The 14,804-nt window shown below is 37.2% G+C and carries 10 protein-coding genes and 1 pseudogene; 5 read left to right on the top strand and 6 right to left on the bottom strand.

The features are described 5' to 3' along the window. Positions 1–1,065: 1,065 nt before the first annotated feature. Positions 1,066–3,102, bottom strand: a complete 2,037-nt coding sequence (locus H7N69_RS05550) for a relaxase/mobilization nuclease domain-containing protein (RefSeq protein ID WP_187885056.1) — start codon at positions 3,100–3,102, stop codon at positions 1,066–1,068. 1,051 nt (positions 3,103–4,153) lie between these two features. Here H7N69_RS05550 and H7N69_RS05545 point away from each other — a divergent pair. From H7N69_RS05545 to H7N69_RS07915, 4 genes and pseudogenes are all read left to right on the top strand, one after another. Beyond that, positions 4,154–4,318: a hypothetical protein gene (locus tag H7N69_RS05545; protein ID WP_232260214.1), complete on the top strand. Its 165-nt coding sequence runs from the start codon at positions 4,154–4,156 to the stop codon at positions 4,316–4,318. Between the two features lie 162 nt (positions 4,319–4,480). Continuing rightward, positions 4,481–5,305, top strand: a complete 825-nt coding sequence (mscS, locus tag H7N69_RS05540; RefSeq protein WP_033762899.1) for a small-conductance mechanosensitive channel MscS — start codon at positions 4,481–4,483, stop codon at positions 5,303–5,305. Between the two features lie 52 nt (positions 5,306–5,357). Then, complete coding sequence (locus H7N69_RS05535; protein WP_187885055.1) at positions 5,358–5,495, top strand: hypothetical protein; 138 nt, start codon at positions 5,358–5,360, stop codon at positions 5,493–5,495. Between the two features lie 158 nt (positions 5,496–5,653). Then, positions 5,654–6,944, top strand: a pseudogene (locus tag H7N69_RS07915) (hypothetical protein). A gap of 259 nt (positions 6,945–7,203) precedes the next feature. Here H7N69_RS07915 and ftsZ read toward each other — a convergent pair. The 3 genes from ftsZ to H7N69_RS05510 form a co-directional block, all read right to left on the bottom strand. Next, complete coding sequence (ftsZ, locus tag H7N69_RS05520; RefSeq protein ID WP_000233610.1) at positions 7,204–8,361, bottom strand: cell division protein FtsZ; 1,158 nt, start codon at positions 8,359–8,361, stop codon at positions 7,204–7,206. Positions 8,362–8,491: 130 nt separating this feature from the next. Then, positions 8,492–9,973 (bottom strand): cell division protein FtsA, encoded by a 1,482-nt coding sequence (ftsA, locus tag H7N69_RS05515; RefSeq protein ID WP_187885052.1) that lies wholly within the window; start codon positions 9,971–9,973, stop codon positions 8,492–8,494. 15 nt (positions 9,974–9,988) lie between these two features. Then, a complete protein-coding gene (locus H7N69_RS05510) occupies positions 9,989–11,452 on the bottom strand; it encodes a peptidylprolyl isomerase (RefSeq protein ID WP_187885051.1) in 1,464 nt (487 codons plus the stop codon). A gap of 129 nt (positions 11,453–11,581) precedes the next feature. Between H7N69_RS05510 and H7N69_RS05505 the strand changes: the two genes are divergently transcribed. Then, positions 11,582–12,916 carry an adenosylmethionine--8-amino-7-oxononanoate transaminase gene (locus tag H7N69_RS05505; RefSeq protein ID WP_187885050.1) on the top strand — a complete coding sequence of 445 codons (1,335 nt, stop codon included), beginning with the start codon at positions 11,582–11,584 and terminating at the stop codon, positions 12,914–12,916. 107 nt (positions 12,917–13,023) lie between these two features. On the opposite strand, the gene gatC is transcribed toward H7N69_RS05505, so the two are convergent. Together gatC and gpmI are read right to left on the bottom strand one after the other, a co-directional pair. After that, positions 13,024–13,305: an Asp-tRNA(Asn)/Glu-tRNA(Gln) amidotransferase subunit GatC gene (gene gatC / locus H7N69_RS05500; RefSeq protein ID WP_001165303.1), complete on the bottom strand. Its 282-nt coding sequence runs from the start codon at positions 13,303–13,305 to the stop codon at positions 13,024–13,026. A 14-nt stretch (positions 13,306–13,319) separates the two neighbouring features. Then, entirely contained in the window at positions 13,320–14,795 is a 1,476-nt protein-coding gene (gene gpmI / locus H7N69_RS05495) for a 2,3-bisphosphoglycerate-independent phosphoglycerate mutase (RefSeq protein ID WP_097681908.1), read from the bottom strand. Positions 14,796–14,804: the final 9 nt, after the last annotated feature.

The following is a 14,804-nucleotide window of genomic DNA, read 5'->3' as shown; positions in this document are numbered from 1 at the left end:
GGTTTTAAAAGCGGTATTTTTAACAATTCCGCATTGCTCCTTAGAGATTACTAAGTTCCGCTTTTAAATCTTAGTTTTTAAAAAGTTCCGCATTCACTAAAGCATAAAAACAAAAATTCCACCCCCCCTTAAAAATTAATAATCAAATACATGGTTATTTACATTACTTATCAAATACAAAAATTAAATTTAGCAACGATTAAATAGCTATTGAAAATTAGCTTTAAGCATTTTTTAAGATTAGGAAGTGCGTGTTTATGGGTATTAGAGATAAAAGCGGAACTTAAGTTCCGCATAGTTATAAAGATATTAAGGGAAAGAAAGGTTTACCTTTCTTTCCTTACCTATTAAGTGAACATGTTATAAGTAATATCATGTCATGAGTGTTTTTCTTTTTTTTAAAAAATATTAAATCATGTAAATCATGTAATGTGATTTTGCTAAAAAAAAGAAAAAGTTAAAAAAGAAAAAACTCTTTAATTTAAAGAGAATAAACTAATTGGAGTTCCCATAGGATAGTGTAATATTTAGTTAAGGGTAGGGTTTTAGTTTAAGATTGATAAAGTAAGAATAAAAATCAAAAAGAAAAGAAAACTAAGAATTACTTATCAATGAAATGTTTGTTGTGGGGGGAATGATTAGGATTAGGTTGTATTGTTAAGTTGTAAGGGTTTATTGTTTGGTGTTCTAGGATTAGAAAGAGTTAAGTTTAGGTTTGTTTCTAGCTCTTATCATTAAAAGATTTGAGTTTGAGTAGTAGTAGGTTCAAGGAATAGATTAAGAGCTTGTTTTATGATAATGTTTAAGAAAACTTTAAGGTTAAGAAAATTCAGCGTGCCGCTTAAGAAAATTTTAAGCTCTACAAGGCGTTTTAAAGCGTTTTTTATTTTAAGTTAATAGTTTGTCTTGTCTTATGGCTTTATTTTGATTGTGGGGCATTTTAGAGTGCTTTATTTGTATATCTGTTTAAATAAGCTAATTTGTGAAAAGAACAAGAATGAACCCCTTTAATCAAAGGGTGTATTCTTTATTAAGAACATTAAAGGCAATCATCGCTTGAGAGCATTATCTATTACGCCCTTTAAAGTTTGTGTTGTCATTTTGTTTTAATCCAGCATGAGCTTTAGGGTCATCATCAAGCTCATTAGAGTGCAAGGTGTTAGCTTGTTGTTTGGCTAATTCTTTAGCTTTTTCTTTTTCTAGCATAGCTTGATAGTGTGCTTTAGCTCTAGCTTGTTCTTTTTTACCAAACTCAATCCAAGGCTCATCGTTATTAGGCTCTTTGGTGATAGCTTGAATTTCTTTTTGCTCTAGCTTAGTATCTTTAGCGTGTTCTAGGACTTTTTCAAGGTTTAGGTTGTCATAGTGGGTTAAAAACCTATTAGCTCCTATGATCTCATTACAGATATAGACAATATCCTTAGAAAGTTTAGAAAATTGCTTAGTTTGTTTGAGAAAGTCTTGTTTTTCTTTTAAGGGTAATGAAAAAGTCTCTTTATAGCTTTCTAGGGCTTTGAAATAGCTCTCTTTGGCTCTTTTAAACTCTTCTTCTTTTTGCTTTAAATCTTGTTCTAAAAAGAGTAGTCTTTCTTTGGCGAGTAAGAGCATAGTCTTTTGATGGTCTTGTAATTGTTTGCTCACTAGCTCATAAGTATTGTCATTAAGCTTATAGGTAGGGTCATCTTGTTTAGATTTAAAGCTTTCTAGCATAAATTGATATTTTCTAGCACTAAAATAAGCGTTTTTAAAGGTTTTGAGAGTGGGGTGCTTATCTTTAGAAAGTTCTAAGGCTTTGGCTAAAAGAATAGGATTAGTTAGAGTGTTGTATTGGGTGTTTTGCTTGGTTTTAACTTCATTTCTTAGCTGGGCTAATAGTAAGTGTGAGTTTTTATCTAAAAGGCGTTTGTCTAGGTGTTCAAGCTTATTTAAAAGCATTTCTTTCTTCTTTAAAACAGAATAGCCCTTAGTCTCTCTTTCAAAGTCTCTGTCTAAACCATTGAGAATAGCAAAATTCTTAAAGGCTGAATGGTTTTGTTTTTTATCTAATTCTTTTTGATAAAAGCCTAAGAGTTCGTATAGCTCGTGTTTGTTAGTGTTTTTTAAGTGTTCGCTTACTGGTTTTCTCTTATCTATCCTGTCAATATCTAGCTGTTCTTTTTCATCATTGCTTGTGTCTTTGTGATTAAACAGAGCGATTTTAAATTCAGAAATCTTTTGTTTTAAAGGGGTGCTGTGGTTATTTTGAATGTCTAGGGCTTTTGCTTTGTTTTTATATTTGAGTTCTTGTAAATACTCGCTTTGTAAAGCCTTGTTTAAGTCCCACTCATCTTGTGGGGATTTGATTTGTTCTAAGGCTTTTTCTTCTTTTTCCAAGTCTTGTAATTGTTGTTTGATATTGTCTAGCTCTTTAAGTTTTGGCTCATTGACATACAAGTATTCTTCGCTCAATAAGTGGTCATTCAACCTATAAGCAAACTCACTTCTTAATTCATTAAAAAATTCTTTACAATCTTCATGCCCCTTAAAACGCAGTCTTCTTCGTGTGAGCTGATTAGTCTTATTGATAAAACAATGGATATGGGCATGGTCTTGATGAGCGTGTGGCACAAGGGCAAACTTGTATTCAGGCAATCTTATTTTTAAGCTCTCCCAAGTAGAATGTAAAAGCCCTTGCATTGTCTCTTCATCTGGCTTATCTTTGATAGAAAAAACTAAGTGCATAGTCTCGTTATAATCTTTAGTCAAATCAAAGTCATTGAGCCAACTCTCTAAGATGAATTGCTTATCGCATTCTAAAAACATTTCATTGTAAGCTGTTTCGCTATTTTCTAAAGCATAATTTAGGGCATTTTCAAAGTGGGAGCGTTTCATTTGCCCTATGTTTTTAATCAGCACAGGACTAGTGCTCTTTGTGCCAACTAAATTAGATTTAATAGACTTTGGACTAGAACTAAATTGATTGAATTTAATGAGCAATCTTTTATCCACTTTATCGCTATCGCTAGGTCTAGGCTTTCGCATATGCTCTAAAATATCATCTAAAAAAGATAAATCCATAGGGCGATTATCCAGCTTAGTATCTTTTATAGCTCCATCTAGCATACGAGCCCTTCAAGACTTAATAACAAAGTTAAAATTTTATCTAATTCGCACGCTTTCAAATTGACTTCATTTTCCTTACTAAGAAGAGCGTTAAAAACGCCCAAAGTAGCATAGCACAAAGAATTGAAAAAAGACCTAAATCAAAATAAGGTGCAGGATAACACCATGTGTGCGTACACATTAGGTTAAAACTTCGTATTCAAGGGGATTGGAGCTAGATTTTTAAAAAATAAGGGTTTTTGCTAACTTTTTTCAAAAAGTTTTAAAGAGAGTGCTTTGATAGATGAGATATTTTTTAATCTAGTCAAGGGATAAAAATTTCATTCAAGAACTTACTTCCCTTACTACAAAATTTAAGAGCAAGAACTTGTTAGCAATGCTATAAAAACTTAGAGACTTTTATTGAAAGAACTTGTAGCCAAATATTAAGAACTAAATAGCTAAATGATAAGAACTTAGTTGCTAACAAAAAAGAACTTACAGCCCACTGATACGAACTAATGGGCTAGATAGATACGAACTTGTAAGCAAAAATTAGAGAACTAGGGTAGCTACACGATAAGAACTAAGAGACACAAGTTAGAACTTAATAGCTCACACCCATAAAGAAACTTAGGGAAATAGATTAAGAACTTGTTTGCTCTAATGGTATGAACTAGGTTGCCTACACGATTAAGAACTAGAATGACACCACCTTAGAACTTACTAGAAACTCGCTTGATAACTTACAGCTAGAACTAAAGAACTTTCAAGTTCATTTCATAAGAACTTGTAGCTAATGCTAAAGGAATGAAATTATTCTTTAAGCTTTTGTTTAGAAAGTTTGTGTTATATTTCCAAATGACTTTTAATTAAATTTAACTTGAAACTTAGAGAACGCTTAAAACTTACATTCTTTGAGAAAAAGGAAGGAGTGGTTTATAAGCCTTACAAAAGGGGTCAAAAAATTAAGATTGCTAACCGCATCAACATTGACCAAAATTGAGAAAGCCCCAACTCCCCTAAATTCTTAAAGAATTACTCAGAGACTTTTAAACACACCATAGCTTTTATGCGAAAATTTTATAGAGCGGTATCTGTTGATAATGTAACGATAAAATCCATTAAAGCCAAGCTAAGGGATAACCATTACCACAAAGTGAGTGGTAGCCATCAAGTTGGGGGTGTGCATAAAGTAATCTCTAGTTTCAACGCTAAAAAACCCCTTTTTCATTAGACAGCATCTTAAAAGCCACTGAATTTATCGCTAATACTGGATTGGGCGTTTGAGTTGTGGATAATAAGGTTAGTCCTAAACATGCTAACATGTCAAATTAGCTACATAAGGATAAGTTATCTTGTCTCTGTTAGCGATTTTGTGATTTGCAAGGAAAGATTTATGGATGAAATTAAAACGCTGTTAGTGGATTTTTTTCCGCAGGCAAAGCATTTTGGGATAATCTTGATCAAGGCTGTCATTGTCTTTTGTATAGGTTTTTATTTTTCGTTTTTCTTACGGAACAAAACCATGAAGCTTTTATCCAAAAAGGATGAGATTTTAGCGAATTTTGTCGCGCAGGTTACTTTTATCTTAATCCTTATCATCACTACAATCATCGCGCTCAGCACGCTAGGCGTGCAAACCACCTCTATTATCACTGTTTTAGGAACGGTGGGGATTGCGGTGGCGTTGGCTTTAAAAGATTACCTTTCAAGCATTGCTGGAGGGATAATCCTTATTATTTTACACCCTTTCAAAAAAGGAGACATCATTGAAATCTCTGGCCTAGAGGGCAAAGTAGAAGCGCTTAATTTTTTTAACACCTCTTTACGCTTGCATGACGGGCGTTTGGCGGTTTTGCCTAATAGAAGTGTCGCTAATTCTAATATTATTAATAGCAATAACACGGCATGTCGGCGCATTGAATGGGTTTGTGGGGTAGGGTATGGGAGCGATATTGAACTGGTGCATAAGACTATAAAAGATGTTATTGACTCAATGGAAAAAATTGATAAAAACATGCCCACTTTCATTGGAATCACGGATTTTGGATCCAGCTCATTGAATTTCACTATTAGGGTTTGGGCAAAGATTGAAGACGGGATCTTTAATGTGAGAAGTGAACTCATTGAACGCATCAAAAACGCCCTAGACGCTAACCACATTGAAATCCCTTTCAACAAGCTAGATATTGCTATTAAAAATCAAGATTCTTCTAAGTGATTGGTGTGAGACGCATTGATTGTAGTAATACTTGAATTTTAAAGGAGACCCTATGTCAAGCGATTTTAAAAACATTTTCATCGGTGCGGATAATTCTAAACGCACCAAGTCTAACTTAATAGCGAAAAAAAACCCTATCAATTCCCATTCGTTATCATCTATCCTTGATGCTAATCTCAAGGAATATTAGGGAAGCTAAAAGCCAACTACCTCTCTTTAAAATCTCTGTCAAAATCCTAACCAATCTTTATTGGCTCAACTAAACGAGTATGATAAGAAAAGTCAGCGTTAAAGAACGGCGCAAGTAATAGAGTGGTATCATTAAACAATAACAAAAAGGAGCGAGTTATGCTATTGAACTATGATTTTTTGGAAAGAATGGAAGGCTCTAAAGTCAGAGCCATTGATGAGAAAATGAAATTTCTGCATTGTTCGAACAGCATTGACAGGTTGATTTTAAGTTATAAGATGAACCCCATTAAAGGCTCTACTATTGAGAGCGCCAATCTTTCTAGGGTGGTGAGTAAGATTAAAAACAGACTACCCTTTGGGACTATCTTGGCGTTTAGACCTTTTAAACCTGAATTTATTACTGATTTTACTGAAGAGGAACGAGAAAAACTGATTGAAGCGTATAAGAGCGGTTATAAACATTCTAAAGCAGACCGAGTAGCCAAAAATTGGAATGACGACCCTAATTCCATAGACGCCTATTATGATTCTGACGCCTTTTTGAGAGGTAATGGAACCATCTACGCCAAACTCTGTAAGGGGTTAGGAAAACCTTTTGTTAATAAATTCTTAAATCCTAAAAGTGAAGCCACAATGAAAGGCTTTATGTCCAGTAAGGAATTTGTCAAAAGATACCGCTACACAAGCAAGGACAATATGGAAAGGACACGACAGCTGAAATCATTTTTAAACTTTAAGCGGGATTTTCTGGGTTATTATTGAAGTGGTAGGGTATTGGAAAGAGAGCCTAAAAGATGGCCTTTTAACTGATAAAGAAACGAGCTTTTTCGTATTTCAAAACGAACCTAGTGATACCTTTAATTTAAAAAAGACCTTATTGGTGTTAGCTAGAGCGTTTAGTCAAGCGGCTATTTGCTATTGTCAAAACGCAAGCGCTAATGAAGTGGATTTAATCGGTGCTGAGCCTGGTAGTTATGGTGAAGTGTGGGATACATTCAATGGCATTGCTTTTTCAGTACCTGCACAATTACCTCAATCTCTCACACGATTAAAAGACAAGGTTTATACCTTTTTCAAAAAACAACCTGATAGCGGTTATGGCATAGATTTTGGTGGAATCGCTAAAACGCAAATCAAAGCAACTATTTTACCTATTGATAGGCTTAGCGAACCTTTTGAGAGCTATATTGTAGGCTCTATCAAAGGGAGACAGAATATGGCTCGTGCGTATGGATACCCTAAAGTTTTTACCATTGATGAGGTGAGTGGATGGGAAAAAGAAGCCATTGAAAGCCGAGACTATGAGAGACGGAATTTGAGTAAGACTTATAGATTGAGCGCGAAACAAAACCTTGAAATCATTAAAATTTCTAACGCTCTGGCACAAGGTAAGAGTGACCTTATTGCAAGCGTGTTAAACAATACCAACAAGCCTAACGACAAGTAGAGAAAACCCATCTCTTATCTATGCGTTGGATAAAGATATAACCTATAACGGCTTTCTAGAGTTTCATTAACAATAGGGGGTATTTGCGATGATTTCCCTTTAAAGCGTCCTAAAATCCCCATAAAACGCTCTAAAGGTCAGTACACCCAAAGCTTTTAGTTTTATTCTAAATTTTTATTATTAATGATCAATAAGAGCAAACCCAACAAACCGCTTTATTATGACCCTATAAAAATAGGGGGGAAAGCGAGATCTGCAATTAATCTTGCTGGATCCTTATGGCTGTGGGTGTGGATAGTTCTTCTTCAGTAGGGATTCTTAAAAAATCGCTATTACCCACTTTTCTTGTTTGTTTCACCACAGGCTGAGAGGGCGTAGCGATAGATTCCAAACCCGCTCCACCGCTGTTTCTTTCAGCACCGGTTGCAATGATAGTAACGCGCACATGATCAATGGGGATACTCTCGCTCGTGTGTTGGCCAAACTTAACATCAACATCTTGATTGGCTCGTTCTTGAATAGATATGCAAGCTTGAGAATAAGCATACATAGGATAATCAGGGTGGTGCTCAAAAAAGACAATAATGCTCTTAGCCCCATCAATAGAAGCATCATCAAGAAGAGGCGATTGGATCGCATTTTCCACCGCTAATTTAGCGGATTCTTCGCCAGTGGCTTCACCAATACCCATTAACGCAAAGCCTTTAAAACCAAGAGCGCTTTTTAAATCGGAAAAATCAACATTAATATCACCGGGCTTAGTGATGATCGTAGAAATGCCACTCACAGCCCTAACCAAGACATCATCAACTTCCTTATAGCATTCTTTGGTGCTGGCGTTTTTTTTCATGGTCAAAAGAATTTTATCATTAGGGATAACCAAAATAGAATCGCTAGATTGCTCCAACTCCTTTAACCCCTCTTCGGCTTTCTTGCTTTTTTGAGACCCTTCGTATTTGAAAGGCTTGGTAACGATAGCAATCGTGAGCGCTCCCACTTCTTTTGCGATTTTAACGATAGTAGGGGTGGCTCCAGTCCCAGTCCCTCCTCCAAGCCCTGTAGAGACAATGACTAATTTGGCGTCCTTAATCGCTTCTCTAATTTCATCAGCACTTTCTTCAGCGGCTTTCCTACCAATATCAGGAACCCCTCCAGCGCCTAAACCTCCAGTAGACTCTTTGCCTAAAAGGATTTTAACCGGAGCGGGATTGTTTTTGAGATGTTGGCCATCAGTGTTCGTTGCAATGGGGGTAACATCTTGATGCACGCCGTATTCAACCAGGTGTTTAATCATGTTAGACCCCCCACCTCCAACACCGATGACGACAATCTTAGCCCCTTTATAAGCTGGATCGCTTACTTCTTCAATGCTCGCTTGACCAATATTATAATTTTCCATCTCTGATTGATGAACCATAGCCACATTCCCCTTGAGATACGATTTTTGCAAATCTTAAACTTTGATAAATAGCTAAAGGATTATACCATGTTTTCTGGCTTTTGATAACTATCAAGGCGTTTTTATCGCATAAAGAAATGGCTGTATCTTAAAAGATTTTAGAAATCTTATCAAGGAAACTTTTAAAAAAACCTTTTTGTTCGGTGGGTTTTATGGGTAAGAAGTCATCGTTTTTAGCGGTGTTTAAAGGAGTGTTAAGGGTTTTTAAATCGCTCAAATTCCTTTCTGTGGGCGATGAATGGATATGGGGGGTAGGGCTTGATTGATGGGCTGTTCTTGTGTAATCATCGCTTTCATGGTAGCGGATAACCCCTTTAGAGTCTCTTTCATAATTGGTATGCCCCCCTGCTTTGTATAAAATCAAGCCAACCACGACTGAAAAGCGAGGGTCTTTCAAGTCTTCAAACATGCCCATGATATTGTATTTTTCCACAGGGGCTGCCAAACGCACCGGGTAATTAGTGAAATGGGTTCTGGCTAGTTCTTTGATCCCTTTCATTAAAGCCATCCCACCGGTTAACACAACGCCCCCGCCCAAATGCTCTTCTAAGCCGCTATCTTGAATGCTCCTGTGGATGATTTTAAAAGTTTCTAAAGCCCTTTCCCTCATGATAGTTTGGATTTCACTAAGCGGCACAATATGGCTTTCATGGCCATCAGAGCCGGTGGTAGGGATTTGGACATTTTGAGAGGGCGTTTCTTCTCCGCCTTCAAAAGAAAGATCCCCGTATTTGATCTTAACTTCTTCAGCGTAAGGGAATGGGGTGTTGAGCATGTGTGATAAATCCGTGGTTAAATGGTGAGAGCCTACGGGTAAGTATTTGTTATAGCGTATGGAATTGCCGCTATAAATCGTAAGGTTGCATGTCTCTCCGCCCATATCCACGCAAGCCACGCCCAATTCCCTTTCGTCATTAGACAAGGTGGCAATCGAGGCTGCATAAGAATTGATCACGATGTTTTCAATCTCCACCCCAGATTGGATCATGATTTTTTCTAAATTTTCAATGTTGTTTTTTTCTGTATAGACAATGTGGATAAAGACTTCTAAGCGAGTCCCACTCATTCCTAAGGGGTCATTCACTTCTTGTTTGTCTAAAGTGAAGCGATAGGGGAGGGCATGCAAAATATGTTTGTCGTTATCTAAGCCTGCTTTAGCGCATGCGTTATTGATAGCGCGATTGATTTCATCTATAGTAACCACATTGTCTTTAGTGCTCGCTACACCAGTAACATCTCTAATGCTTTCAGTATAAGCCCCAGAAAAAGAAACAATCGCTTTAGTTTTAGGGTAATACGATTCTCTAAAGGATGAAATGGGGTTATTCCTGTCTTCATCAGCGTTCAAACCTGCCATTTTTTTAGCGCTATTAATCACTTCTTTAATGGCGTTAGAAGCGTGAGCAAGGCTATTGATACGCCCTCTTTTAATGGCTTTTGAATTGATTTCTTTAGAGTCTTGATGGGCTGTGCCAATGATGCGCAAAATCCCTTCTTTAAATTCAGCCACTATCGCGCAAATCTTTCTAGAGCCTATATCAACCCCTATAACGATTTCTTTATGTTCCATGATTTCCCCTTGCATTTATTGAATGTATTTGACTATCTTATAGCGTTTTTTCAATTCTTCTATCAACGCTTTATCAAAAAAATCCGTTTTAGTGTTATTGACTAAACGCTGCATATACTGGCTTTCTTCTGCGCTAAATGAGTGGTTGAAATTTTGCTCTGTGATTTGATAAAGCACCACTTTATTACCAATAGTAATAAACCCTTTTTTTTCTTGGCGGTTAAAAAGGGTGTTGATAAACTTAGCGCTTTCTTCTTGGTTAAGTTCGCTAATAGTGCCTCCAAAATTAGGGCTTACATAGCCCACGCTTTTGCCTTTAAAATCCTTAAGCTTTTCTTTAGCTAAAGCTTGCAACGCCATAAGGGTTTTTTCTTGAGTCAAACGGGTTTTAAGAGCGCTTTTGGCTTCATTAAAATTCTGCAATTCGTCTTTAATTTGAGAGATGAGTTGCACCACAATAAAACCATCTTTAAAAGGCTCTGGCTTTAGGATTTCAAGGGGTTTGAGAGCGGTGAGTTTTTGCGTGATTTCAGCAGTATAGGGGGAGTTGTTCTCTTCAAAATCTTGTGTGGTGTAGTTTTGCGCGTTCGCTTTTTTTAGAGCGATATAGCTCCTTAAGGCTTTTTCATTCGCTTTTTGCATGCTTAAATCATGCTTGACTTGCTCTTGAACGCTTTTAAAATCCTGCAATTTCCCCTCTTTGTCCAAATAAGACACCTTGTTTTTATGGTAGTATTCCTCCAATTCTTTCAAATCAGGTTTTTCCAAACTAGCGTCAAAATATAAAGAGCGTGTTTTAAAGCTTGTGGGCTTTTTAAAATCCTTTTTATGAGACTCGTAATATTTTTTCATCTCTTCTTCATTGAGAGAGATTTTAACATCATTAGGGTTTAGGATAAGAATGTCTAATTTGTCTTGCAATTTTGCCCAAAGCGATAGGCTGGATTGCTCCAAAGGGGTAGTGGTTTTGGGGAAGAGAGCGCTGATTTTTTGAAGGATTAAAAGCTTTTCAACGCTTTCTTCAAAGTGTTTAGGGCGGTAATGGCTTTGCTTTAAGATATTCTTATACAATTCTTCATCAAAAACGCCATCTTTTTGAAAAACGCTCGTTTTTCTGATCTCTTTGGCCACTTCTCGCTTTGTAGCGCCAAGCCCTAAATCTAAAGCGAGATTTCTCAATAGGGCTTGATTGATGAGCGAATCTAAAGCGCTTTTTTCTAAATGCATGGCTTTGATTTGATCTTCAGTGAGTTCTTTAAAATCAGGGATAGACTCAGCATATGCGTCTTTAAGGCGGCGGTATTCTTGGGCTAATTCTTCTTGAGAAATCTTAATCTGTCCCACTTTGGCAACGCTATCGCTATCTAAAGAAAAGCTGTATTGCCCCCAACCTATCATTCCGGCAGCAATAAAAGCGATCGTGCTTATCCATATTGTAACCACTAAATACTTTCTATGATTTTGCATCCATTCAATCATAAGAACTCTAATCCCTTTTAAAAAATCAAAAATGTGAAATTCAGGTTTAAACAACCTTATAGTAAAATCAAATAACCTTATTTTAACCAAAGGTTATTAAAATTATCCTTATTATAGAGAGTTTTTAACATGAATTTTCAAGAAAATTTAGCCGCTTTAGATTTGGAGTATCTTTGGCACCCTTGCTCGCAAATGCAAGAGCATCAAAATTTCCCCATTATCCCCATTAAAAAGGCTCAAGGGATTTATCTCTATGATTTTAATGATAACGCTTACATGGATTTAATCAGCTCATGGTGGGTGAATCTTTTTGGGCATAATAACGCCTACATCAGCCAGCAGCTCAAAAATCAAATTGATAATTTAGAGCATGTCCTTTTGGCTTCTTTTAGCCATAAGCCCATTATCACGCTCTCTCAAAGGCTTTGCCAGCTCACCGGTATGGATAAATGCTTTTATGCGGATAACGGCTCATCTTGTATTGAAATCGCTTTGAAAATGAGCTATCACGCCCATTTTTTAAAAAACCAAACGCGCCGCAAAAAGCTTTTTTTATCGCTTTCTAATTCCTATCATGGCGAGACTTTGGGAGCGTTAAGCGTGGGCGATGTGAAACTTTATAAAGACACTTACACCCCCTTATTGCTCAAGAATCTCATCACGCCCGTGCCTAAAAACGACAGCGAGATAGAAAATAGTTTGAACGCTTTAAAGCGTTTGTTAGATAAACATGGTGAAGAAATTTGCGCCTTCATTGCAGAACCTCTTTTGCAATGTGCAGGGAATATACATATTTATAGTGCAAGATATTTAAAACAAGCCGTTTTATTGTGCAAGCAAAAAAATATCCACATTATTTTTGATGAAATCGCTACCGGGTTTGGGCGCACAGGGAGCATGTTTGCTTATGAACAATGCGGGATTGAGCCTGATTTTTTATGCTTGTCTAAGGGGATTAGCGGGGGGTATTTGCCTTTAAGCGCGCTATTAACCCGCAATGAAATTTATAACCAATTTTACGCTCCCTATGAAGAAAATAAAGCGTTTTTGCATTCGCACAGCTACACAGGAAACGCCCTAGCATGCACATGCGCGAACGCCACGCTGGATATTTTTGAAAAAGAAAATGTTATTGAAAAAAACAAGGCTTTGAGCGAGTTTATTTTTAGCGCACTCCAAAAGGCATTAAAAGACTTGATAGAGCAACAAGTGGTGTCTAATCTAAGGCATTTGGGCATGGTCTTTGCCTTTGAAGTCTTTATTCAAACCAAAGAGCGTTTGAGTTTAGCGGTTTTTAAAAAAGCTCTAAAAAAAGGTCTGTTATTACGCCCCTTAAACAACACGATCTATCTCATGCCTCCTTATATTATCACGCATGAAGAAATCACAAAGGCGGTTGCGGGGCTAGTGGAAATTCTTGATGAGTTAAAAAAAGCTGAAAGCGCTTTTAAAAATAAAATGTAAAAAGCTTGATTTTAATCAAGCGATAGCTTTTTTCTGCCTATTTGATTTCAAAAATCAAGCTTTTCACTTGATATTAAGCCTATTCAATAAAACCTATTCAATGAAGCCTATTCAATGATTTTGGGCACAACGAAATAATGATCTTGGCTGTGTTTGTTGTGGCTTAAAATCTCTTTAGCGATGTGGGGTTGGCTTTTGGGTTCGTCTTCTCTTAAGGGGGTGCATAGCTCTGTATCTGTTTTTAACCCATTAGTTTCTAAAGCGAAGATGTTTTCCACAAAGCCTAAAACCTCCGCTAAATGGCCTTTAACGCTTTCTTTACGCTCGTCTTTAATCTCTAGCATGCTCAATTTTTCTAAGCGTTGCAATAAGGTGTCATCAATTTGCATTCTTTTCCTTTAATTTAAAATAGGGGTTCGTCCATCGTTGCTGGGGCTTTAAGGCCCATGAGTTTTAACACGCTGCTAGCGATATTGTTCAAGGCTCCGTTTTTTATGGATTTGACTCCATCCCCTAAAACAAAGCAATACACGCTCCCGGCGGTGTGGTTGGTTAAGGGGTTTTGGTTTTCATCTTTCATGCGTTCGCAATTCCCATGATCACTTGTTAAAAGCATGGCGTAATCCAATTTTTTAGCCAGTGAAAGGATTTCGCCTAAGCATGCATCCACTGCTTCTACCGCTTTAATACTCGCTTCAAAATTCCCTGTATGCCCCACCATATCGCCATTGGCAAAATTCACAATGATCAAATCCGTGCCTAGTTTCATTTGCTCTAACACCGCAAGGGTTACTTCTTTAGCGCTCATTTCAGGCTTTAAATCATAAGTGGTAACTTTAGGGCTTTGGATAAGCACTCGGTTTTCATTTTTAAAAGGCGTTTCCACTCCGCCGTTGATGAAAAAGGTTACATGCGCGTATTTTTCAGTTTCAGCGATATGGCTTTGGGTCAGGTTGTGTTGAGAGACCACTTCAGCGAGCGTGTTTTGAACGCTTTCTTTAGGGAATAAAACAGGGTAGGGGAAAGTGTTATCATAAGGCGTCATGGTAGCGATATGGAGTTTTTTAAAAGCTTGGCGCTTAAAGCCGCTAAATTCCTTTTGGCCTAAAGCGCTCACGATTTCTCTAGCCCTATCATTCCTGAAATTGATAAAAATGAAGCTTTCACCATCTTGCATGCCGCAATAATTTTTAAAACAAGCGGGCATGATAAATTCATCGGTGATATTTTTATCGTATTGGCTTTGGATATACTCGCTAGGGCTTAAAGGCGTGTGATTAAGCCCCATTAAGCTATGATACGCAAGTTCAATCCTTTCAAAGCGATTATCCCTATCCATCGCATAAAAACGGCCGCCTATGGTAGCGATTTGAATGTTTTCATTGCAGATATTTTGCATGGTTTCTAAATAAGTTAAAGCGCTTTTAGGAGCCACATCGCGCCCATCGGTGATTAAATGCAGAAAGACTTTTTTATGGGATTTTTCACACTCTAAAGCCAGAGCGATAAAATGCTCAATGTGTGAATGCACGCCCCCATCGCTCATCAAACCCATAAGATGCACCACTTGGCTTTTTTGGATCGTGTTTAAAAAAGCGGGGTTGTTTTTTAAGTCATCGTTTTGAAGGCTTAAAGAAATTTTGACTAAATCCTGATACAGCACCCTACCAGCCCCAATACACATATGCCCCACTTCAGAATTCCCCATTTGCCCTTCAGGTAAGCCCACGCTCAAGCCATGCGTATCAATCAGGCTATAGGGCAAGGTTTTAAACATCAAGTCATAAGTGGGTTTTTTGGCATGGAAGAAAGCGTTATGATCGCTATCTTTACGATACCCAATGCCATCAGTGATAATCAAAAGAGTTTTTTGCGCCATTTTTAGGAC

This window comes from Helicobacter pylori, assembly GCF_014497725.1.
In the GTDB taxonomy this organism is placed as follows: Bacteria; Campylobacterota; Campylobacteria; order Campylobacterales; family Helicobacteraceae; genus Helicobacter; species Helicobacter pylori_DE.
The sequence above is the reverse complement of the archived record's forward strand: the minus strand, read 5'-3'. Positions and strand labels throughout refer to the sequence as shown.

Bases quoted from the DNA above. Each gene is read 5' to 3' on its own strand.
- H7N69_RS05550 (WP_187885056.1), bottom strand. From the start codon at position 3,102: ATGCTAGATGGAGCTATAAAAGATACTAAGCTGGATAATCGCCCTATG.
- H7N69_RS05545 (WP_232260214.1), top strand. From the start codon at position 4,154: ATGCGAAAATTTTATAGAGCGGTATCTGTTGATAATGTAACGATAAAA.
- mscS (WP_033762899.1), top strand. From the start codon at position 4,481: ATGGATGAAATTAAAACGCTGTTAGTGGATTTTTTTCCGCAGGCAAAG.
- H7N69_RS05535 (WP_187885055.1), top strand. From the start codon at position 5,358: ATGTCAAGCGATTTTAAAAACATTTTCATCGGTGCGGATAATTCTAAA.
- ftsZ (WP_000233610.1), bottom strand. From the start codon at position 8,361: ATGGTTCATCAATCAGAGATGGAAAATTATAATATTGGTCAAGCGAGC.
- ftsA (WP_187885052.1), bottom strand. From the start codon at position 9,973: ATGGAACATAAAGAAATCGTTATAGGGGTTGATATAGGCTCTAGAAAG.
- H7N69_RS05510 (WP_187885051.1), bottom strand. From the start codon at position 11,452: ATGATTGAATGGATGCAAAATCATAGAAAGTATTTAGTGGTTACAATA.
- H7N69_RS05505 (WP_187885050.1), top strand. From the start codon at position 11,582: ATGAATTTTCAAGAAAATTTAGCCGCTTTAGATTTGGAGTATCTTTGG.
- gatC (WP_001165303.1), bottom strand. From the start codon at position 13,305: ATGCAAATTGATGACACCTTATTGCAACGCTTAGAAAAATTGAGCATG.
- gpmI (WP_097681908.1), bottom strand. From the start codon at position 14,795: ATGGCGCAAAAAACTCTTTTGATTATCACTGATGGCATTGGGTATCGT.